Genomic DNA, 19,726 nt, shown 5'->3' on the forward strand with positions numbered 1-19,726 from the left:
CGGGAGCACTGGCTGCAGGCGTGCTACCGGCCGGGACTAGGTGTGTAGCAGACAAAGGGGGCGCGGTAAGTGAGCAGGGCACTTAGGTCGGGTTGGGCCGGCTGTGGCGTGGCTGCCAGCGCGCCGGCCGCACAGGCACGCCGCAAGAAATCGGCCGGGGGCTGGCGCGCTTGCCAGCCGGCCAGCAGGACCGCCAGAAAAGCAGCGGCGCTTTCGCTGGTCCCCGGCCCTGCCACGGCAAAGCCTGGGTGCGTAAACAGCTGATTACCGGTCCAGAGCGCGGCGCCATGCCGATTTTTGGTAAGGCACACGGCCTGCAGGCTAAATTGCTGAGCTAACCACGGCAGGGCTGTTTCTTCGTCGGCGGGCTGACCAAGCCAGCGCATCATCTCCGTCAGCTCGGGCTGGGTTAGCTTCACCAGATCGGCCTGGCGAAGCAGGTACTTCACGCCCGCCCGGCTATAGTGCGGGGCGCGCAGGTTCACGTCAAACACCTTAAAGGGAGCCACCTGCAACAGGCGGTACAGCGTTTCGCGGCTGAGGGCGCTACGGGTAGCCAGCGAGCCATACACGAGCATGGCCGCTCCGGAAACGATTGCGCGCAGCGCGTCGGTGTGCCGGATGTAGTCCCAGGCTACCGGATTCAGGATCGTGTGCGTCACTGCCTGGCCGGCTCGGATGGTGGCTTTCACCACGCCGGTGAGGTGGGTTTCGCTTTGCTGCACGAGGCTGCAGTCGAGGCCCTGGGCGGCACTATACGCCAGCAGTTCCTGACCCAACTCATCATCTCCTACGCGGCTGATTAGCCGCACCTCCTGGCCCAGCTGCTGCAGGTGCACGGCCACCTTGAAGGGCGTACCGCCGGGCTGCTTGCCGGTAGGCAGCACGTCCCAGAGCATTTCTCCAAAGCAGACAATGGGCGCAGCGGTGTGCATGACAGTCAGTGTTTTGCACAAATGTCACCGGCTGGCCTACCGACGGCTTGCTCATTTATTTCAAAATGCGTTCAAGGGGCAATATTTTACTAATGCATTGATATACAGTATAGTTAAAAACGAAAAAACCGAGCCTGTTTTCAGACTCGGTTTTGATTTTATTACCGCGCTTTAGAGAATGTTTCAGGCGTGCGGAGTGATATGTAGCGCACGAAACTCAGTGGGAGAAATCTGGTAGCGCGTCTTGAAGGAAGTAGAAAAATAAGAAGGGGAGGAGAAGCCCAGCTCGTAGGCCACATCGGTGATGGTGAGCGTATCATCGAGCAGCAGTTCGCGGGCTTTGGTCAGGCGCAGGCCCTGGATAAAGTCGGTGACGCCCGTGCCCAGCACCGCTTTGACTTTGCGGTAGAGCTGCATGCGCGAGATGCCCAGGCTCCGGGCAATATCCTCTACGCTCAGGTTGGTTTTCGTAAGGTTGGCTTCCACAATGGCCGTGAGGTCGGCCAGGAACTTTTGTTCGGGGTTGGAGGCTGGGACCGTGGCTACGTCTACGCTCAGCTCCCGGCGGAAATGCTCCCGCTGGCGGCTGCGGTTGGCCAGTAGCGTCCGCACGCTTTCCAGCAGGAAGGCTGGGTTGAACGGCTTGGTCAGGTAGAGGTCGGCGCCGGCCTGCACGCCCTCCACCTGCTGCTCGGGCGCGTTGCGGGCCGTGAGCAGCACCACCGGGATGTGGGAGGTGCGCCAGTCTTCCTTGAGCTTGGCCACCACTTCCAGTCCGCTGAGGCCTGGCATCATCACGTCGCACACCACCAGGTCGGGAATCAGGTCGGTGGCCATGCGGAAGCCGGTGTGCCCGTCGGTGGCGGTTTGCACCCGAAAGTCGGTGCGCAGCTTCCGGGCCAAAAAGTTATTTACCTCCGCGTTGTCCTCAATTACCAGCACCAGCGTTTCACTGCCCGTTTCGAGGCCTGCAGGTTCGCGTTCCGGCTCGGCCAGGTCCGGCAGCGGCTCGGGCTCATCCAGGGCAAACACGGTGGTTGTGGCCGGCTCGGCGGAGCGTAAGTCGGGGGGCAGCTCGCGCGGGATTGTCACCACGAAGGTGCTGCCCTGCCCGGGGCGGCTGCTGAAGGTGAGCTGCCCCTGATGCAGGCGGGTAAGCCCCTGGGCCAGGGCCAGGCCCATGCCCGAGCCCTTGGCCACGGCGCCCTGGTCGCCCTGGTAAAACCACTCGAAGATGTGGGCGCGGTCCTGGTCGCTGATGCCCCGGCCCGTGTCGGCCACGCTCACCCGCAGGTTTTGCCCATCGGGGCTGGCTTGCAGGCTGATGGTAATCTGGCCCTGGTCGGGAGTAAACTTCAGGGCGTTCGATAGCAGGTTGAAAAACACCTTATCCAGAATATTGCCATCAAACCACCCCCGGAGCACCGGCTCGGCGGCCAGAAAGCGCAGCTGCACGCCGCGTAGCCGGGCCGGCTTTTCAAAGGCATCCACGATTTCGCGCACAAAGGCCACCAAGTCGCCTTCCGTCGCGCGCACCGTCATCTTCCCGACTTCAATCTTACGGAAGTCCAGCAGCTGGTTGACGAGCTGGAGCAGGCGCTGGGTATTGCGGCGCACCAGGCCCAAGTCGTGGCGCTGGGCCGTGGTTAGGTCGGGCGAGCTGGTGAGCAGCTCCTCCACCGGGCCCAGAATGAGGGTGAGGGGGGTGCGCAGCTCGTGGGAGAAGTTGGTGAAGAAGCGCAGCTTGGCTTCGGTATCGGCGCGGGCCTGGGACGCCATGGCCTCCAGCTGGTTGCGCTGCTGGCTTATTTCCTCATTCTGGCTGACCAGCTGGTGGTTGATGGCATCAATTTCCGCATTCTGAATAGCCAGCTTCTGATTAATCAGGCGGTTTTTTCGCGCCGACTGCCAGGCCACGCCACCCAGCACAATGGCGCCCAGCAAGGACACCATCAGCCCGTAGAGTACCGTGCGCTGGCTGGCATACGTGGCGCGCAGGGACTGCAGCAGACCCTGCTGCCGCAGAATATCTGCCTGCTGGCTCACCATCTTGTCGGTCTGCTGTTGTAGGGTGCGCACGTTGGTCGAGTCGATGACGATGGTGCCCAGCGTGTTTTCGCGCTTGTAGGGCTGCTTGCGCATAATGCTCAGGGCCGTGCGCATGGCTTCCTCCCCGCCGGGTGAGTAAAGCACCGAGGCCTCCAGTACCCCGCGCTGCACCAGGTCGATGCCTTCGCCGGCGCCCGACAAGCCATCTACGCCAATAACCTTCACCTGCCGGGCGCGGCCCAGCTGCTGGCATACTTCGTGGGCGCCGCGGCCCATGGCATCGTTGTGGGCAAAGATGACGGTTACTTCGGGGTGAGCCTGCAGCAGCTTCGTAAGGGCCGGTTTCAGCGTCTTTTCCTTCCAGTCGCCCGTCACCTGCCCCACCGAGCGGATACCCGGGTAACGGCGTAGGCCCTGCGCAAAGCCCTGGTGCCGCTCGGCCGTGGCCGACGAGCCGGGGGTACCCATTACCTCTGCTACGTAACCGCGCTGCTGCAGCAGGCGTGCGGCATAGCGGGCCGCTGTTTCCCCTACTTCAAGGTTGTCGCCGCCCACGTAAGCCGAGTACTGGGGCGAGGCCGTGCGACGGTCAAGTAACACCACGGGCACGCCCTGGGCAATGGCCTCCTCCACCGCGGGCGTGACGGGCTCAGCTTCGTAGGGTGACACAATCAGCAGGTCAACTCCATCGTGGAGCAATTCCCGAATCTGCTGCTGCTGCACGCGGCTGTTGTCGTGGGCATCCAGCATGTGGAGCTGGACCTCAGGATGAAAGCTCAGCTCCCGCTCCATGCCGGCCAGCATGGCCTGCCGCCACGGTCCGCTCATACTGCACTGGGAGAAACCAATGCGGTAGGCTGGCGTCGGCTGATGCGTGCAGCCGGTAAAAAGAGCCAGGCCAACGGCGAGCAGTGAGTAGAAACGCAGGTAGGAAAGCAACCTTCTGGTGAGCTAGGAGTTGTGTGTCCCCGGAATAAGGGCAGCCTAATCAAATATACACAACCTACCGTAGTTGCGCGCCACTAAAATGCCGGGTGGCAGAAAGTTGGCGCCCGGCTTCAGCCAATGGAGACCTTCGGGCCGCAAACAAAAGCCGCTTAATCATTCGACTAAGCGGCTTCCCAGAGGTGGGTCGTATTGGGCTCCTTGCAGGGACTCTCCCTTGTAGGGCAGAATAGCAGGGGCGTTTATTTAAAGGCTCTTGCCGCAATTTGTTCTAATTCATGCCGGGAAGTCTGCCGGAGGTGCGAAAGGCGAGCAGTCGGCACCCCCGCGTTTCGCCCAGCGAAGTGCCGGGCTGGTTAGGCGGCATTGCGCTGCTCAAGCTGCCGCAACAGGCCGTCAATTTCCGCCGCATAGGTTTCAATCTGTTCCAGTCCGCTCCGGGCATTCTCAATGCGGCCCTGCCGGTACAAGGTCACAAGCTCCTGGCCGTATCGCAGCATTTGCTGTAGTACGCGCTCCATGGCCCGCACTTCGCTCACCTTGCCGTAGCGCGGCACCAACGTCGTGGTCAGCCACTGGCCAAAAGGATTGTCGACCAACGAAAACAGGGCCGGGTCAGGTTCGCGCACGCCGTAGAGTACCGAGCGCAGCCGGGACTTGAACACGACCTGCTTGATGCGGGCCTGCTGGAAATCCAGACTATCGATGTTCATAAGGCGGGCGGGTAGGCATGAAAAATGGCATCGGGAGCAGCTTAGTTATGCGATGTCCCACGGGCGTTTTGCAGTTGATTGAGCTGCTGGCGCATGTGCACCCGTTCCGTAACGTCGAAGGCGAAGCTGAAAATGCCGACAATCTGCCCGTTCTCCCGGAAAGCCTGGTACGAAAAGTCGAAATACCGCTCTTCGATCTGGCCAGTTGCCCGGCGATGCAGCTGTAGTTTCATTTCGCTGCCTTGGAAGGCCTCCCCGGTTTGGTAAACATGATCGAGCAGCGCAATGAAGCCTTGCTCCGCGGCTTCCGGCACCACCTCCAGAACGGTACGGCCAACCAGTTCGCTGGTAGCGAACAGCTCGTGATAAGGCGGGTTGGCAAACTCAATCCGGTACTCCGATCCGCGCACGATAGAAATCAGCGCGGGGGCTTCCATGAATAGGTTGTAGAACGTTTCGCGCTGCCGCTGCGCCAGTTGCGCGGCCTGATAAGACTGCTCCGATAGCAGTAGCTGCTGCTCATTTGCCTCCGTGAGTTCCAGCACCAGCTGCTTCTGTTCCTGAATGTCAATACCGGAGCCAACCCACATCAGCACACTGCCATCGGCTTCGCGCTGGGGCACGGTGCGGGCCAGCACCCACCGATACTGCCCATCGTGACGGCGCATGCGAAACTCGGCTTCGTAGGGCTGGCGCTCCGCAATGGCCTGGCCCCAGGACTCGCTCAGGTGGGGTAAATCCTCGGGGTGAATCACTGCCTGCCAGGAGCCAGCAGGGTCTTCCTGCCCAGTACGGCCGGTGAACTGTAGCCAGCGCTGGTTAAAATAGTCAATGGTGCCATCCGGCTGAGCCGTCCAAACCATCACCGGCAGAGCCTCTAAGGTGAAGAGAGCCTGCTTCTGGGCCTGGCTTAGGGCTTGCTCGGCCGCTAGGCGTTGCTGGTCAGCCAGATGCTGCGTCGTAATGTCTTCCGGGTGCTGCAGAATGTAAAGCAGCTCGCCTTGTTCATCCAATACGGGATAATGCGTGATGCGCCAGTAGCGCTGCTCGTAGCCCCCGCCTTCGGCCTCTGGCCGCAGCAAGTCGTAGCGCATCACCGGCATCGTGTGCGGCTGCTTATGCTGGCGCACATAGTCGTGGGAGTCGTTCAGCTCCTGCTGGCTTTTGGGCGCAGAAGGGTAGGCCTCAAAGATGTTTCGGCCAACCGCCTGCTCCCGGTTTAGCATCGACACACCCACATGCTTGTCAGAGTTGTCAACGATTGTACCATCAGGCAGCAGCAACAAGTAGTTGTGCGGCAAAAGGCGAAACAGGTATTGGTAGTCAGGAGAAACAGAGGCCATGGTCGGGATGGGACGGGAAGAAGGCAGGATGGGGCAGACTGCGCGGGCACCGGAATACCAGCGTATTAGCTACGGAAGCGTTGGAGTAACCAGGCTTCCGCATCGTCTGTCTGGTCGAACAGCCGATAAGTAAGGGCCGCGGCAGTGGCCTCCTGGGAAGCTACCTGCGCCGGAATGCTGGCAAAGGCGGCTGGGTCCAGCAGTACGGCCGCGTAAATCCGTTGCCCTCGGCTTTCTTCGCTGAGCCAATATTCTACAATCCACTGGCTTTCTTCTTCCGTGAAAGGAGTCATCTGGCGCTGGTCGCCGAATAACTTATTCCAGCTCCGTAACTGAAGTAGCCGACCGGTGTGGGTAAGAAAGGACTGCAGATGGGATATTTCTCGCGTTCCAGGATGGTATTGAATGACCACGTAGCCGGCAGGGTGCTCGAGAATTCGGCCGACAGGGTTCTCAAAGTAGAGTCGCAAGGTGGGGTAGTGTTGAGGAAGAGTTCAGATGCCAAATCTACGCAGCAATGTTCAACCAGGATAATAGGATGGTGGTTGCAGACTTTTGCTGTGAAACACCGCGAAGCCAGAACGTTTCTTCTCACACCCGATGCCCATCTCAGCGACGACGGCGGAACGGAGCGATAGAGCTCTAGGACACTGTCAAAGCAATACAATGTTCCAGCCTAGGCATCAAAAACGAAGAAGCCTCTCAGATGTGCATCTGAGAGGCTTCTTAATGGTGGGAGATACTGGGTTCGAACCAGTGACCCTCTGCTTGTAAGGCAGATGCTCTGAACCAGCTGAGCTAATCTCCCTTTTCCTTACCGGGTATGTCCCGTTTGGTGGTACAAATATGGCAGGTGTTTTTGGCTACACCAAACCCGAGCTGGATAAAACGTCTTTTTTTTCTTGAAAAACAGGCTTCTGGTAGCTGTAAAAGGCATAAATCATTCTGAATCAGAAAAGTGCAGGAAGTAAAAAAAATTACGAAAATTTTTGCTGAAGCCCTGGTTTTGCCCAGCGAAGTAGGCTGGAGCGAGCAGCCACCCATAATAAAGTAGATGCAGAAAGCTGGCGGTAAGGCGCCGGAAAGGAAAAGACATTCGGCTCGGCCAGACTCCCGACGAGTAAACGCGACTCACTACCGGCCAGCAAGGTGGCGGTGGAGCAGGTCAACATTCCTGGCGCACCACCGTTAAGAAACGCGGAATTGTTTTTTCTCCTAAAACTCCCGCACCATGAACGAAACGCAACTGCTTCAGCAATACTCCGAAGCTGAAAAAACGGCCTATCTAAGTGTTATTGCCAGTCTGGCCTCCGCCGACCGCGAGGCCTCGGCCGCCGAAGTAGAATTCTTACAGCAACTCGCCCATACCGCCGGATTAGGCGGCGGCGCCACCCAGCAAATCATTGCCGCCGCCCGCGACTCCACCAACGAAAGCGTGAAAGCCAACCTAGACGCCCTGCGCCAAAGCGACCTGCGCTTTTCGCTGGTGACGGACCTGATCAGCTTTGCCCGCGCCGACGGGGCCTACTCCAACACGGAGGAGGAAATGGTCAATAAGATTTCAACTTACCTGGGCATCACGCCCCAGCAGACTCATGCTTTGGAGCAGGTAGTAGACCAGGCGGCCCAGGTGCCGCACTCGGCCAGCGACCCAGCCAAGCAAAGCTTCCTGGGTGGCATCGGCGACAAGCTCGACAGCGTAGGCATTCCAAAAGGGGCGCTGATGGCTGGCTTGCTCGGCGTAGTGGCCCCCATGGTTATTTCCAAAGTAATGGGCGGCCGGGGCGGCCAGATGGGCGGCATGGGCGGCCCACTTGGTGGCGGCAGCATGGGCGGCCTGCTAGGCGGCGCGATGGGCGGCAGCTCGATGGGTGGCTTGCTCGGCGGCCTGCTAGGTGGCGGTTTGCTGAGCGGCGTGCTGGGTGGTGGCTCTTCGGCCAACACCGGCAGCTACGGCGACTACCCGCAACAGGGTACGCACATGGGCAGCGGCGGCCTGGGTTCTTTGGTTTCTATCCTGGGTGGCCTGGGCGGCCAGCCCAACTCGGCGCCGCGCAGTGCCGGTGGGGGCGGCCTCGGCGGCCTGCTCGGTGGCAGCGGCATGGGTGGCTTGCTCGGCGGTTTGCTCGGCGGCCGTTAGAGTACCCGGAAATCATATAGAAAAGCCCCGGCCACATAACTGGTCGGGGCTTTTTCATGGGCTTGTCTTCGGGGGCTTTGGGCTATTCCGCCCCGGCGGGGCTAGGGTTGCCCCCTATGCCCCCAAGGGGGCCAGCAAGCTGCACCACGGTGGTGCCCGCATTGGCAAAGGAGCCACCGTGCTGCTCTACCGCATGGATCAGCTCGTAGTTCAGGGCTTCCTTGGCGTTGAGGTACTCGTCGTAATTGGTGGTGTTCACGAAATACTGCACGGTTACTTCCTTGGCCGTGGGCGTGAGGGCTGCAAACTTTACTTCGGGCTCGTCGGTCACCAAGGGGTGTGCCTTGATCACGGCGCGGGCGTCTTCCACGATGGCGCGCAGCTGCTCACTGGTCGTATGCTGACTCAAGGAAAGGGTAAAGCCCACGCGCCGGGCCGTGCGCAAGGACAGGTTGTCCAGGGGCTTGTCAATCATGCTTTTGTTGGGCACCGTCACGTAGCTTTTCTCGGCCGTGCGCAGGCGGGTACTCCGGAAGCCTACCTTCTCCACCGTGCCCGTAATGCCGCCCACCATCACCAGGTCGCCCACGGCAAAGGGCCGGTCGAGGAAGATGGTGAAGGAGGCAATCAGGTTTTCGAGGCTTTCCTTGGCGGCAAAGGCCACCGCCAGGCCGCCTATGCCCAAACCCCCGATAAGCGCCGTGACGTTGACGCCAAACACCCGGCTCAGCATCACCAGAAACGTGAGCGTGAGCACCAGCACCTTCAGTAGGTCTTTGGCGAAGGGAATCAGCTGGTTGTTGAGGCGCGACGGGGTGGCTTCGGCGCGGCGCTGAAATACCAGCACCAGAAAATCAATCAGGCGTAGTCCAATCCAGCCAATGCCCATGAACACGGCCAGCTGAAACAGCCGAAACAGCGCCACCTGCGGCCACGGCTCGTTGCGCGTCAGTTCGGAGCTGCGCACCGGGTAATCGAGTACCTGAAAGGCGAAGTAAGCCGTAATCAGGAAGATAACGATGGACAGCGGCTGAATGAGCAAAGCCTGAAACTGCTGTTCCGATACGCCCTCGGTACGCTTGCGAATGGCCCGGAATACCAGCTTGGAGAGCAGGCGGGAAAGCAGCGTTTTGAAGATGTAGCCAAACAGCAGAATGCCCGCGCACCACAAATACGCCGCTACGTCGTTGCCGAGAAACCGAATCCGCAGAATTTCCTGGAAAGTCATGGTTAGGGTATTGGGAACTCAGGATTTTAGGGATTTGGTTGGCGTTCTACTGAACAACGGTTAGTTAAACGCCACCCAAGCCTTTAAAATCCTAACTCCCTGTTATACTAATTGCCGCAAAGCCAGCTCGAAGGATTTCATGGCCAGACCGGTACGCTGCTCACCCTGCTGGCGGGTGCGGGCCAGGGCCGTGCGGATGATGTGTGAGGTGTCGCTGAAAATAGCCTCGTCGGTGATTTCGGCGTTGGTTTCCATCAGGTAGGCAAACACCCGAGCCATACCACAGTTGGCAATAAAATCGGGGATGACCGACACGTGCTGGTCGGCGTACTCGCCGGTGGGGCCGAAGAAGATTTCCGGGTCCTGGAACGGGACGTTGGCCCCGCAGCTAATCACCTCCAGCCCGGCCGCAATCAGCTGCTCTACCTGACCCTGAGCCACGAGGCGCGAGGACGCCGCCGGAATAAAGATTTCGGCCCCGCTGGTCCAGATCTGCTGGTTGATTTCCTCGAAAGAGAGCAGGTTGTCGGCCGTGAGGGCGTTGCCTTCGCGGCGCAGAAACAGCGCCCGGATTTCTTCGAACGAGAAGCCCTCGGGCTTGAGCAGCCCGCCGGCCCGGTCGATGATGCCGGTGATGCGCACGCCCTGCTGCGCTAGGTAGTAGGCCGCGGCGGCCCCTACGTTGCCCCAGCCCTGGATGATGGCGCGCTTGCCGGCCAGCTCTCCGCCCCACAGCTCGTAGTAGTGGCGCACAGCCTCGGCCACGCCGTAGCCCGTAATCAGGTCGGCCACGGTGTAGCGGCGGCGGCGGTCGGGGGTGAACTCCTCGTTCTCCACCACCTTGATGACGCCCTGGCGCAGCTGGCCTACCTTCTGAATCTTCTGGGGCTCGGTGGCGCGGTAGTGGCCGTTTACTACGCCTTCCTGCGGATGCCAGAGGCCATAGTCCTCCGTAATCGGAATCACGTCGTGAATTTCGTCCACGTTCAGGTCGCCGCCGGTGCCGTAGTAGCTTTTCAGCAGCGGAATCACGGCGCGGTACCAACGCTCCAGCACGCCGCGCTTGCGCGGGTCCTGCGGGTCGAAGTTGATGCCCGACTTGGCCCCGCCAATGGCCGGTCCCGAAACGGTAAACTTCACTTCCATCGTTTTGGCCAGGCTCTCTACCTCGCGCTTGTCCAGCCCTTTACGCATGCGTGTGCCGCCGCCGGCCGCCCCGCCCCGCAGGGAGTTGATGACGACCCAGCCTTCGGCTTCGGTTTCGGCATCTTTCCATTCAAAAACGATTTCCGGGCGCTTGTTTTCGAACTTGGCTAACAGGTCGCGCATGAGCAGCAGGGGGTAGGGTGGGTGGAGTAGAATTGCGCGCAAAGGTAAGCACGCCCCGCAAAGGCCGCCGATTCTGAATATTTTTGGATATTTTAACGCCCCTAGTCGCTATTTGTCATTCGTAAAGCTGCTTTTTGAGCAGGTCAGAGGAAATCTTTCAGGCATAACATTGGATAATCGGAACTTTGGGGGTAGTGTATAGCGTATTAACCATACTCAACTCCCCCCGCCTTTTCACACCGTCATTTTATATGAAACCATTGCTTTCTCGCGTCGAATCGAAGAAAGTAGATAAAGCTGCCGCGATGCTGAAGGTGCTGGCGCACCCCAAGCGTCTCGCCATCGTCGATCTGCTGGGTAAAGAAGACAAGCTCACCGTTACGGAGATATACCGCAACCTGGATTTGCCGCAGGCTATTGCCTCCCAGCATCTTATCACGTTGAAAGACCGGGGGATTCTGTCCTCCTTCAAGGTCGGCACCAAGATCTACTACTCCCTCTCAATTCCTAAACTGCTGGACGTTATCGACTCGCTCGAAGAGTGCTGCGATACGATGTAAGCCCGGGTAGCCCCGCTACCTAACGCAGAGAAGCCGCTGAGAAAGCGGCTTTTTTGTGCCCAAAAACGAGGGTGCCCCGCTTCTGCCAGCTGCAGAAACGGGGCACCCTCAAGTTATAGTCGGGGAAGCTTAGGCGGAAGTGGGCTGCTTTTCCAGATCGAACAGCTCCGACAGCACATCGATAAGCTGCTCGGCATCTTCGCGGCGGCAAACGGCTTTGAGCTGCAATACCCGCTGCTTCAGTACCTTCTGCATGAGGTTGCGGGTGATGTCGTCGAGGCGCTTGGCTTCCTCCGCGGAGAGCTTCTTCTGGTGGCGGTCCAGCTCTTCCTGGCGCAGCTGCTCCAGCCCGGCTTTCATCCGCTGAATCAGCGGGGAGACGAGCATGTCCTTAGCCCAGTCGGCGAGGCCGGCAATGCTTTCGGCAATGATGGCCCGCACGTGCGGCACGGCGGCCAGGCGCTGCTCCAGGGCGGCCGAGGCCTTGCTCTGGATAGCGTCGATGTTGTACACCAGCACGCCAGGCACCTGCTCTACCTCGGAGGCAATGCTGCGCGGGACGGAAAGATCAATGAAAAACTTGTAGCTCAGCACTTCCAGGCGCTCTACCAGTTCCCGGGTAAAGAACGGCTCGTCGCGGGCTATGCTGCTGATGATGACGTCGGCATCCTTCAGGCCTTCTACCAGCCGCTCGAAGTCAAGCACCTGCAGGCCGCACTCCTGGGCCAGAGCATCGGCCTTGCTGCGCGTGCGGTTGCAGATGGTCACGTTCTGGAACACCTTGCTGTCGCCGAGGTGGCGGCACACATCGGCCCCGATTTCGCCGAGGCCTACTACCAGTACGCGCGGGTTGGCTACGTCGGCGGTCAGTTCTTCTACCAGCTCCAGGGCCGCATAGGCGGTAGAAGCGGCGCCGTCGCGGAAGGAGGTTTCCTGCTGCACGCGCTTGTTGGTGAAGAATACCGTGTGCAGCAAGCGGTGTAGGAACGGCCCGGCTGCATCGGCATCAGCTGACCACTGGTAGGCCATCTTCACTTGGTTGCTGATCTGCAGGTCGCCGACTACCTGGGCATCGAGGCCCATGGCTACCTCAAATAGGTGCTGTACGGCCTCTTCGTAGGTGTTCAGCAGGTCGAAGTAGGGGTAGTACTCCGTGATGTCGGTATCGGTGAGGCCCTTGAGCTGGGCCAGCGCCTCAATGATGGCGGGGCTATGGTCGCGCTCAGACGCGTAGTAGACCTCCGTGCGGTTGCAGGTACTCAGCACGAGCAGGTCGGAAAGACCCAGGTCGTGGTGCAGGGTGTGCAGAAAATGGCGGCAGGCCGTCTCGTCCAACGCAATCAGCTCGCGGATGGCGAGCGGCGTTTTTTTGAAGGAAAGACTAATGGCCTTGAACGGGTGGAGCATAGCGCGGATTAGTGCGTATGGTAGGCGGCAAAATTACGGTACAATTAAGTAGTATGCTAACAGCCAATCCACCTAAGGGGTTCGGGGGAAGCACTGATGAAGCCTAATTCGTTGAAAAAGGCCTCTGCGCTGGAAAAGGATGATAAAAATCATGCATTTCCCTACTCGGCATCCCATCATTATGGGATGCCTGGGCGTTCGTAAAAAGTCAAAAAACCACCGGGCTGTGCCCACGAAGCCCGTACTTTCGTACCCCTACCTCACGCCGCCGTGCCTTGGGCTGGCGGCCACACCTCTCGTCTCTGCCCGTGCCCTCTCTGCCCATCTACGACCAGAAGTCCCGCATTAAGCTCGTCATTGTGGGCGTGGCGCTGTTTATCGGGGCCATTACGGTGATTTATACCAACCTGCTGGTGCAGCGCCTTTCGGAGCGGGAGCAGCAGCAAATTGACCTCTACGCCCGCACCCTGCGCTTCATGATCAGCTCGGAGGTAGACGATGCCAACACCAACTTCGTCTCCAATGAAATCATCGACGCCAACAAAACCATTCCCGTTATCCTGACCGATGGGGACGGCAACCCCTTGGATGCCCGCAACCTGACGATTCCGGCGCGGCTGTCGGAAGAAAAGCGCATTGCCTTTCTGCGGGAGGAAGTGGAGGAGATGAAGCAGCTGCACCCGCCCATTGTGGTGGAGCTGGGCGCCGGCCTGCGCAACTATATCTACTACCGCGACTCGGTGCTGCTGGGGCAACTGCGCACCTACCCGCTGGTGCAACTGGCCGTGATTACCTGCTTGAGTGTCATTGCCTACTTCGCCTTCAGCTACTCGCGGCGGGCCGAGCAAAACCGCGTGTGGGTGGGCTTGGCCAAGGAAACGGCCCACCAGCTGGGTACGCCGCTGTCGTCATTGATGGCCTGGCAGAGCTACCTGGCTGAGAGTGAGCGGTTCAAGGATGAGCCCATTGTGGAGGAACTCAGCAAGGATATCCGGCGGCTGCAGATTATTACGGAGCGGTTCAGTAACATCGGCTCGGTCCCCATTCTGAAGTCCGAAGACATTGCCACCACCACCCGCAACGCCATCGAGTACCTGCAAAGCCGGTTGTCGCGGAAAGTGGTGTTTACCATTCAGGACGACCTGCTGCCGGGCACCACAGCCCAGGTCAATGTGCCGCTATTTGACTGGGTGATTGAGAACATCTGCAAGAATGCCGTGGATGCCATGAATGGCAAGGGCAGCATCACGCTGCACCTGCGCCGTCCCGTGCGCAGCAAGCACCAGATTGCCATTGATATTACCGACACCGGCAAAGGCATTCCCAAAAGCAAAGTAGACCGGGTATTCCTGCCGGGCTATACTACCAAAAAGCGCGGCTGGGGGCTGGGACTGGCCTTGGCTAAGCGCATTATCGAGAACTACCACGAGGGCAAGCTCTTCGTGAAGTGGAGCGAAGTAGGCCGCGGCACTACTTTCCGGCTGATACTCAATGAGTAAATGAGAGAGTAGACAAAAGGAACTGTCATCCTGAGCAAAGCGAAGGACCTTATCCCGTGTAAACGACTTGTTCTACCGGGATATGGTCCTTCGCTTTGCTCAGGATGACAGTTCTATAAAACTTCACTCCTTCCCCCGGTTGGTAATTTCAACATAGCTGTTGCCGGTGACGGGACGGCCGTGGTGGGTGCCTTCCACGCGGCACATGCCCTCCCAGTAGCTCATGCCGATGCCCGCAAACAGCCGGAGCGTCAGCTCCTGATCGGCCATGACGGGGGTGATGGTGAGGTCGTAGCCCTGGCTGGGCACGCGCAGGCGCCACTTGCTGGGGTAGCGCCGTCGGGTGGTAGGGCTGGTCCAGTACTCCAGGGTTTCGAGCTGGAAGTCGGTGCCGGCCAGATGAGTGTTCTGGCCCTGGGGGCCGAAGTGGGAGCCGCCATCCACGGCTTTGCCGGTTTTCTTGTCGAACAGGTGGTAGGCCATCAGCTCTTCCCGGGGCTCGTCGAGCTGGATGCTGAACCAGTCCCAGCCAATGCCCTTGTTGGTGACGGAGTTGCAGTTCCACTGCCGGTCGTACCACAGTTCGCCCTCCACCTCGTGGGTTTTGCCATCGACCTCGATGGTGCCGGTGGCCTGGAGGCGGGGGTAGCTGTAGTAGCCGGCGCGGGCCACGTCGCCGTAGTTTTCGTAGCCGGTGCCGCCGTGTAGTAGAATGGGCTTGCTGGGCACGGTGCTGAGGTTGATGGCCTGACCGGGGTGCTGGGCCATGCGGGCCTGCAGCTGGTAGCGGCCTTCCTGCCCGGAAAGCGTCCATTGCTGGTCTTGCTTGGTCATGTGCAAAGCCAGGGGCAGGGTAGGGGCCAGGAGGGCGGGAAGCTTCTCTACTTTGTAGTCGTAGCGGAACTGCTGGGTTTTGGGGTCGGTGAGGGCGAAGTTCACCATCTGCCAGTCCTGCTTGCCGGTGAGGTTGAAGTGGAAGAAGACGTACTCCACCCCGAAGGTTTCGCCGGTAACCTTGTCGCGCAGGTGGCCGGTGAAATACCACCACTCCAGGGAATTGCGGGCGTGTACGGCTTCCTCATGGGGCAGCTGGGCCCGCTCCGTGAACACGTCGTACTTGTTAGTGGGCTTGAGGACGCAGCCCGAGAGGGTGCCTATAAATAGCAGGGTAGCCAGCAGCAGTTGTCTCATACTGCCGGAATAAGGGTTTTGGGGCGGGAAAGGTTTGGGATAAGCAGCTAGGGAGCCTCAAATACTTCGACAGAGTCTTCGGTAGGTCCGGCGCTTTCAGCCGCCGGGAATTGAACGGTAGACAAGCGGGGTGGTGGGGGCGGGGGAGCCAGCAGGCGCAGGGGGTAGCGCATTTCGCCGGCTTCCAGCGTCACTGGGGCTGGCTCGCCCAATACCCCGGCGTTAGGATCTGGCCGCAACCGTATCTCGGCCGTTTGCTCCGGGCGCAGCCGCCGGCCGATGTAGCCTTGAGTATACCCCTGTGGTGAAGTGTGGCCAACCGCATATAACAGGGAGTCGCGCAGCTGCTGCGGTAGCTTCAGCGTGAAGTGCCCCGTGGAATCGGATGTGGTGCGAAAGGAGGTATCGGCTAAGCTGATGATCAGCGCATCGGGTAGCGGGCGGCCGTCTGTTTTGTCTACCACCTTGCCCCTCACTAGCACGTAGTTGCCGTCAACCGTAACGGGCGAAGTCCGGAGCTGTAGGGGCAATGCGTCGGGCGTACCGCAACTGCTGAGTGTTATAGCTGCCGCAGCCACCCATTGTGTCCAGTTCCGGGCTGCGCGGCTAGCAGGCAAGGCCGGGGCATGCAACTGATCTGGCCGAAACCGGCCGCATACCTTTTCCGGCTGGTGCAGGGCTGCCAGTAGTTGCTCACTCGTCAACGAGGTGAAATCAACCACCGTCTTCTCGCAGGCGGCGCAATGGCGGCCACCAGCAGTTGGGGTCATACCTGCCCAGGGCTGGGCGCAGGGGATATTGATAGTAAGCATAAGTTAGGAAAGAGCTAGAAGAGTATTAGCGGCGGAATAGTTGGGTAACCCGCCACCACACCCCGCGTGGTGTATACCAATGAGGGAAGGCGCAGTAGCCGCCGGTTACCGTCGAATCCTTCATGATTACCCAATCCGCATAGAGTATGACAACGGCATCGGCCTGCAGAAATTGCGTAGCAGGTAAGCTCTGCGGTTGGTAGCCGATATAGGTGACAGTTATATATTCTACCGCTGATGAACCCTCAGGCAGAGCCAGTTCAAACTGTCCGGTATCATCGGTCAAGGTTCCCAGCACCGTACCTTTCAGTAGCACGGTTACGCCCGGCAACGGGTTACGTAGCGAGTCGACCACCGTCCCCCGCAGAATACGTGCGTCATGTTCCGAGTGTATTAAGCGTTTCGGCTGAACCGACGCTACCGGCTGCCACGACGGTGAAACCTGAACAGCTTGCTGGCTAAACGCCGGACGCGGAACAACCAGCACGCTGCCCACCCAAGCCACCGCTGCCGCCCAAAGGTGCCAGGCTCGCCGGTGCTGGCGAAGCGTTGGTCGCACCTGATCTGCCCGAAACCGCCCGCAACCACTGGGTTGCCCCTGCAGAAACGCCAACAGCTCCGCATCCGTCATGCGGGTGAAATCGACGACCACTTTATCACAAGCGGCGCAGTGGCGCCCTTGGGTAGCGGGCGTCATGGCTGCCCAGCTTTCGGGGCAAGGCGTCGGGACGGTGATAGTAGGCATAAAAGACACTAACTAAATGATATGAGTAGGCCACGCAATACGAACTTGGCGAATCAACTTGGTAGGGGGATATCAGTTGGTTGAAGCCGGTAGAAAAGCAATGCCTCCTAATACTGTGTCTTCAGTTTTCAGCTGCACTGAGGGAATTTCTATCGGTAAGCCCATGATTCTTACGCGCTGCACTCGTTTTATAAAACCAACCGTAGAGTAGCTGAGCGTGATTTTGCGTTTTGCTGTTAGCTGATCGGCTGGAATGAGGAGCTTAAAGGAGCCATCAGCCGCAGTTGATGTGCTCATGTTAGAGCCCACTATCAAAACTGTGACACCAGGAAGACCTTCGCGCGTGTCGGAGGCTAACACCCGCCCATGAACTAGCACTAGTGAAGCTGCTGAAGCTGTTACCTTCCTATTAGAAGAGGATTTTACCGGAGAATGATCAGCATATGTTTCTTCCGGCTGCTGCCCCAATTGCGAAACCGGCGCCTGGGCCCGGGCGCTGCTGGCTACCACCTCACTTAACCCAAGCGCCAGCGCAACGGCCGCCAGCCACCGCCGCCACAACGAAGATTCTACTGGTACTAGCAACGGGCGGTTAAGTTGCTGGGACGTGAACCGGCCACAGCTGGTGCTTGGCTGCCGGTGTAGAAAAGCCAGTAGTTCCGCGTCGCTCATGCGGGTAAAGTCGACCACCACTTTGTTGCAAGCGGCACAATGGCGTCCTTGATTGTCGGGTGTCATGGCGGCCCAGCTTTCATGGCAGGGCTGAGGGACGGTGAGGGTAGGGCGGGCCGGCATAGCAAGAGGGCAGATGGACTATAAGCAGATGCCCAACCCAGCTCGATTCCATAAGCAGGCCGCCCTATTTCCTGCAACAGCCAACTGAACTTACCTATCGGCTATGCGCCGGATACCGCGCCCCGCCGCATTATTCTCTATCTTTTGGGCCTGAAATTCCCTCACCCCATCTACCAGCCCCTACACCCACATTGTCTACTCCGCTTCTTCCCACGCGTACCAGCGGCCTGTTCCGCCGCAAATCCCTCACGGATCTGCTGTCCAACCCGCCGGCTGATGAGGACCTGCACGGCTCCCACCCCGGCGAGCATGGCCTGGCCCGCCACCTCACCGTGCGCGACCTGACCTCCCTGGGCATTGCCGCCGTTATCGGGGCGGGCATCTTCAGCACCATTGGCAATGCCTCCCACGACGGCGGCCCGGCCGTGTCGCTGCTGTTTGTGTTCACGGCCATAGCCTGCGCATTTTCGGCTTTGTGCTACGCGCAGTTTGCGGCCACCATTCCGGTTTCGGGCTCGGCCTATACCTACGCCTACGCCTCCTTCGGGGAGCTGGCTGCCTGGATTATCGGCTGGGCGCTGATCATGGAGTACGCCGTTGGCAACATCGTGGTGGCCATATCCTGGTCTGATTACTTTACCGGGCTACTCTCGGGGATAGGCGTGAATGTGCCTGTTTGGCTTACGATGGGCATGCAGAGCGCCCACAAGTACTACAACGAAGTGCTGGCGCTGATGCAGGCCGGCCAGCCCCTGCCCGCGGCCGAGTCGGCGCAGATGGTGGGCTACCACGCCTGGAGCACCGCCCCGGAGCTGTTCGGCGGCCTTCGCTTGGTTATCGACCTGCCTGCTGGCCTCATCACCCTGCTCATTACGGCGGTGGTGTACATCGGCATCAAGGAATCCAAAAACGCCTCCAACCTGCTGGTGCTGCTCAAGCTGATTGTGGTGGCCACCGTTATCGGGGTGGGCGTGTTCTACGTGAACCCGGCCAACTGGAGCCCGTTTGCCCCCAACGGCATCGGCGGCGTGCTTAAGGGCGTGTCGGCGGTGTTCTTCGCCTACATCGGTTTCGATGCCATCAGCACTACGGCCGAGGAATGCAAGAACCCGCAGCGCGACCTGCCCCGGGCCATGATTTACGCCCTCATCATCTGCACCGTGCTCTACGTCATCATCACGCTGGTACTCACCGGCATGGTGAGCTACACGGAGCTGGGCGTGGGCGACCCGCTGGCCTTCGTGTTCCAGAAAGTGGGCCTCAACTGGCTGGCCGGCGTAGTAGCAGTGAGTGCCATCTTCGCCATGGCCTCGGTGCTGCTGGTGTTCCAGATCGGGCAGCCCCGCATCTGGATGACCATGAGCCGGGACGGGCTGCTGCCCCCGGTGTTTGCCAAGGTGCACCCGCGCTTCCACACACCCTCGTTCAGCACCATCGTCACGGGCTTTTTCGTGGGCGTGCCGGCCATGCTGTTGAACATGGACCTGGTAATTGACCTGACCAGCATCGGCACCTTGTTTGCCTTTGCGCTGGTGTGCGGCGGCATCCTCATCATCGACCCCTACGGCCGCTCCGATGCTCGCTTCAAGGTACCCTACATCAACGGGCAATTCCTGACGCCGCTCATCATGCTCATCGGGCTGGGCCTGCTGTTTGCCTACAACCAAGCCGGCCTGCGCGAGTTTGGCAGCGCCGTGCGCGGCGACGGGGGCTACGAGGAGTTCCGTCACTATATTCCTATGCTGGTGTTCATCGTGTTCTGCCTGGCGCTGGCTTGGCTGTCGTTCCGCAAGAAGCTGAGCTTGCTGCCCACGCTGGGCTTGCTCACCAACCTCTACCTGATGACGCAGCTGGGCATCAACAACTGGCTGCTGTTCTTCGGCTGGTTGATTATCGGGCTGGCCTTGTACTTCAACTACGGCTACAAACACTCCAAGCTGGGTTTGAAAAACCGCCCGGTGGCTAGCTAAGCCGAAACAGATTTTAGATTATCTTGAACCCGTCCGGCTTCTACACTTGCGTAAGAGCCGGACGG

General features: G+C 59.7%; 16 protein-coding genes and 1 tRNA gene. 4 read left to right on the forward strand and 13 right to left on the reverse strand.

The annotated features are described in order from the left end of the window. Nucleotides 1–23: 23 nt before the first annotated feature. The 6 genes from FY528_RS11485 to FY528_RS11510 all read right to left on the reverse strand — a co-directional run bounded on the left by FY528_RS11485 (nucleotide 24) and on the right by FY528_RS11510 (nucleotide 6,793). Entirely contained in the window at nucleotides 24–935 is a 912-nt protein-coding gene (locus FY528_RS11485) for a PfkB family carbohydrate kinase (RefSeq protein ID WP_262383976.1), read from the reverse strand. A gap of 183 nt (nucleotides 936–1,118) precedes the next feature. Next, nucleotides 1,119–3,923 carry a substrate-binding domain-containing protein gene (locus FY528_RS11490; protein WP_262383977.1) on the reverse strand — a complete coding sequence of 935 codons (2,805 nt, stop codon included), beginning with the start codon at nucleotides 3,921–3,923 and terminating at the stop codon, nucleotides 1,119–1,121. 362 nt (nucleotides 3,924–4,285) lie between these two features. Next, a complete protein-coding gene (locus tag FY528_RS11495) occupies nucleotides 4,286–4,642 on the reverse strand; it encodes a hypothetical protein (RefSeq protein ID WP_149071159.1) in 357 nt (118 codons plus the stop codon). 41 nt (nucleotides 4,643–4,683) lie between these two features. Next, nucleotides 4,684–5,985, reverse strand: coding sequence for a PAS domain-containing protein (locus FY528_RS11500; RefSeq protein ID WP_149071160.1), 1,302 nt, complete (start codon nucleotides 5,983–5,985; stop codon nucleotides 4,684–4,686). Nucleotides 5,986–6,050: 65 nt separating this feature from the next. Further along, nucleotides 6,051–6,278 (reverse strand): hypothetical protein, encoded by a 228-nt coding sequence (locus FY528_RS11505; RefSeq protein ID WP_149071161.1) that lies wholly within the window; start codon nucleotides 6,276–6,278, stop codon nucleotides 6,051–6,053. Between the two features lie 437 nt (nucleotides 6,279–6,715). Continuing rightward, nucleotides 6,716–6,793, reverse strand: a tRNA-Val gene (locus FY528_RS11510). A 423-nt stretch (nucleotides 6,794–7,216) separates the two neighbouring features. On the opposite strand from FY528_RS11510, the gene FY528_RS11515 reads away from it, so the two are divergent. Then, nucleotides 7,217–8,125 carry a TerB family tellurite resistance protein gene (locus tag FY528_RS11515; RefSeq protein WP_149071162.1) on the forward strand — a complete coding sequence of 303 codons (909 nt, stop codon included), beginning with the start codon at nucleotides 7,217–7,219 and terminating at the stop codon, nucleotides 8,123–8,125. A gap of 82 nt (nucleotides 8,126–8,207) precedes the next feature. On the opposite strand, the gene FY528_RS11520 is transcribed toward FY528_RS11515, so the two are convergent. Both FY528_RS11520 and FY528_RS11525 read right to left on the reverse strand, forming a co-directional pair. Next, on the reverse strand, nucleotides 8,208–9,353 hold the full coding sequence (locus FY528_RS11520) for a mechanosensitive ion channel family protein (protein ID WP_149071163.1): 1,146 nt from the start codon (nucleotides 9,351–9,353) through the stop codon (nucleotides 8,208–8,210). Between the two features lie 102 nt (nucleotides 9,354–9,455). Next, nucleotides 9,456–10,682, reverse strand: coding sequence for a Glu/Leu/Phe/Val dehydrogenase dimerization domain-containing protein (locus FY528_RS11525; protein WP_149071164.1), 1,227 nt, complete (start codon nucleotides 10,680–10,682; stop codon nucleotides 9,456–9,458). Nucleotides 10,683–10,933: 251 nt separating this feature from the next. On the opposite strand from FY528_RS11525, the gene FY528_RS11530 reads away from it, so the two are divergent. Next, the gene (locus FY528_RS11530; RefSeq protein WP_149071165.1) at nucleotides 10,934–11,242 is read left to right on the forward strand and encodes an ArsR/SmtB family transcription factor; all 309 of its coding nucleotides are present in this window, start codon (nucleotides 10,934–10,936) and stop codon (nucleotides 11,240–11,242) included. 129 nt (nucleotides 11,243–11,371) lie between these two features. Here FY528_RS11530 and hemA read toward each other — a convergent pair whose 3' ends face one another. Next, nucleotides 11,372–12,649 (reverse strand): glutamyl-tRNA reductase, encoded by a 1,278-nt coding sequence (gene hemA / locus FY528_RS11535; RefSeq protein ID WP_149071166.1) that lies wholly within the window; start codon nucleotides 12,647–12,649, stop codon nucleotides 11,372–11,374. A gap of 308 nt (nucleotides 12,650–12,957) precedes the next feature. On the opposite strand from hemA, the gene FY528_RS11540 reads away from it, so the two are divergent. Beyond that, nucleotides 12,958–14,148, forward strand: coding sequence for a sensor histidine kinase (locus tag FY528_RS11540; protein ID WP_187632095.1), 1,191 nt, complete (start codon nucleotides 12,958–12,960; stop codon nucleotides 14,146–14,148). A 123-nt stretch (nucleotides 14,149–14,271) separates the two neighbouring features. On the opposite strand, the gene FY528_RS11545 is transcribed toward FY528_RS11540, so the two are convergent. From FY528_RS11545 to FY528_RS11560, 4 genes are all read right to left on the reverse strand, one after another. Further along, nucleotides 14,272–15,339 carry a lipocalin-like domain-containing protein gene (locus FY528_RS11545; protein ID WP_149071167.1) on the reverse strand — a complete coding sequence of 356 codons (1,068 nt, stop codon included), beginning with the start codon at nucleotides 15,337–15,339 and terminating at the stop codon, nucleotides 14,272–14,274. Between the two features lie 47 nt (nucleotides 15,340–15,386). After that, entirely contained in the window at nucleotides 15,387–16,109 is a 723-nt protein-coding gene (locus tag FY528_RS11550; RefSeq protein WP_187632096.1) for a peptidase associated/transthyretin-like domain-containing protein, read from the reverse strand. 67 nt (nucleotides 16,110–16,176) lie between these two features. Continuing rightward, on the reverse strand, nucleotides 16,177–16,896 hold the full coding sequence (locus FY528_RS11555; RefSeq protein ID WP_149071169.1) for a carboxypeptidase-like regulatory domain-containing protein: 720 nt from the start codon (nucleotides 16,894–16,896) through the stop codon (nucleotides 16,177–16,179). A 72-nt stretch (nucleotides 16,897–16,968) separates the two neighbouring features. After that, the gene (locus FY528_RS11560; protein WP_187632097.1) at nucleotides 16,969–17,634 is read right to left on the reverse strand and encodes a carboxypeptidase-like regulatory domain-containing protein; all 666 of its coding nucleotides are present in this window, start codon (nucleotides 17,632–17,634) and stop codon (nucleotides 16,969–16,971) included. Between the two features lie 248 nt (nucleotides 17,635–17,882). Between FY528_RS11560 and FY528_RS11565 the strand changes: the two genes are divergently transcribed. Then, the gene (locus FY528_RS11565) at nucleotides 17,883–19,661 is read left to right on the forward strand and encodes an amino acid permease (protein WP_373281616.1); all 1,779 of its coding nucleotides are present in this window, start codon (nucleotides 17,883–17,885) and stop codon (nucleotides 19,659–19,661) included. The last annotated feature ends 65 nt before the right edge of the window (nucleotides 19,662–19,726 follow it).

Origin of the sequence: Hymenobacter lutimineralis (assembly GCF_008271285.1) — a bacterium.
GTDB classification, from domain to species: domain Bacteria; phylum Bacteroidota; class Bacteroidia; order Cytophagales; family Hymenobacteraceae; genus Hymenobacter; species Hymenobacter lutimineralis.

Coding starts and splice junctions, on each gene's coding strand:
- FY528_RS11555 (WP_149071169.1), bottom strand. CDS start 16,896: ATGCCTACTATCACCGTCCCGACGCCTTGCCCCGAAAGCTGGGCAGCC.
- FY528_RS11520 (WP_149071163.1), bottom strand. CDS start 9,353: ATGACTTTCCAGGAAATTCTGCGGATTCGGTTTCTCGGCAACGACGTA.
- FY528_RS11530 (WP_149071165.1), top strand. CDS start 10,934: ATGAAACCATTGCTTTCTCGCGTCGAATCGAAGAAAGTAGATAAAGCT.
- FY528_RS11505 (WP_149071161.1), bottom strand. CDS start 6,278: ATGACTCCTTTCACGGAAGAAGAAAGCCAGTGGATTGTAGAATATTGG.
- FY528_RS11500 (WP_149071160.1), bottom strand. CDS start 5,985: ATGGCCTCTGTTTCTCCTGACTACCAATACCTGTTTCGCCTTTTGCCG.
- FY528_RS11485 (WP_262383976.1), bottom strand. CDS start 935: ATGCACACCGCTGCGCCCATTGTCTGCTTTGGAGAAATGCTCTGGGAC.
- FY528_RS11545 (WP_149071167.1), bottom strand. CDS start 15,339: ATGAGACAACTGCTGCTGGCTACCCTGCTATTTATAGGCACCCTCTCG.
- hemA (WP_149071166.1), bottom strand. CDS start 12,649: ATGCTCCACCCGTTCAAGGCCATTAGTCTTTCCTTCAAAAAAACGCCG.
- FY528_RS11560 (WP_187632097.1), bottom strand. CDS start 17,634: ATGACACCCGACAATCAAGGACGCCATTGTGCCGCTTGCAACAAAGTG.
- FY528_RS11525 (WP_149071164.1), bottom strand. CDS start 10,682: ATGCGCGACCTGTTAGCCAAGTTCGAAAACAAGCGCCCGGAAATCGTT.
- FY528_RS11495 (WP_149071159.1), bottom strand. CDS start 4,642: ATGAACATCGATAGTCTGGATTTCCAGCAGGCCCGCATCAAGCAGGTC.
- FY528_RS11550 (WP_187632096.1), bottom strand. CDS start 16,109: ATGACCCCAACTGCTGGTGGCCGCCATTGCGCCGCCTGCGAGAAGACG.
- FY528_RS11515 (WP_149071162.1), top strand. CDS start 7,217: ATGAACGAAACGCAACTGCTTCAGCAATACTCCGAAGCTGAAAAAACG.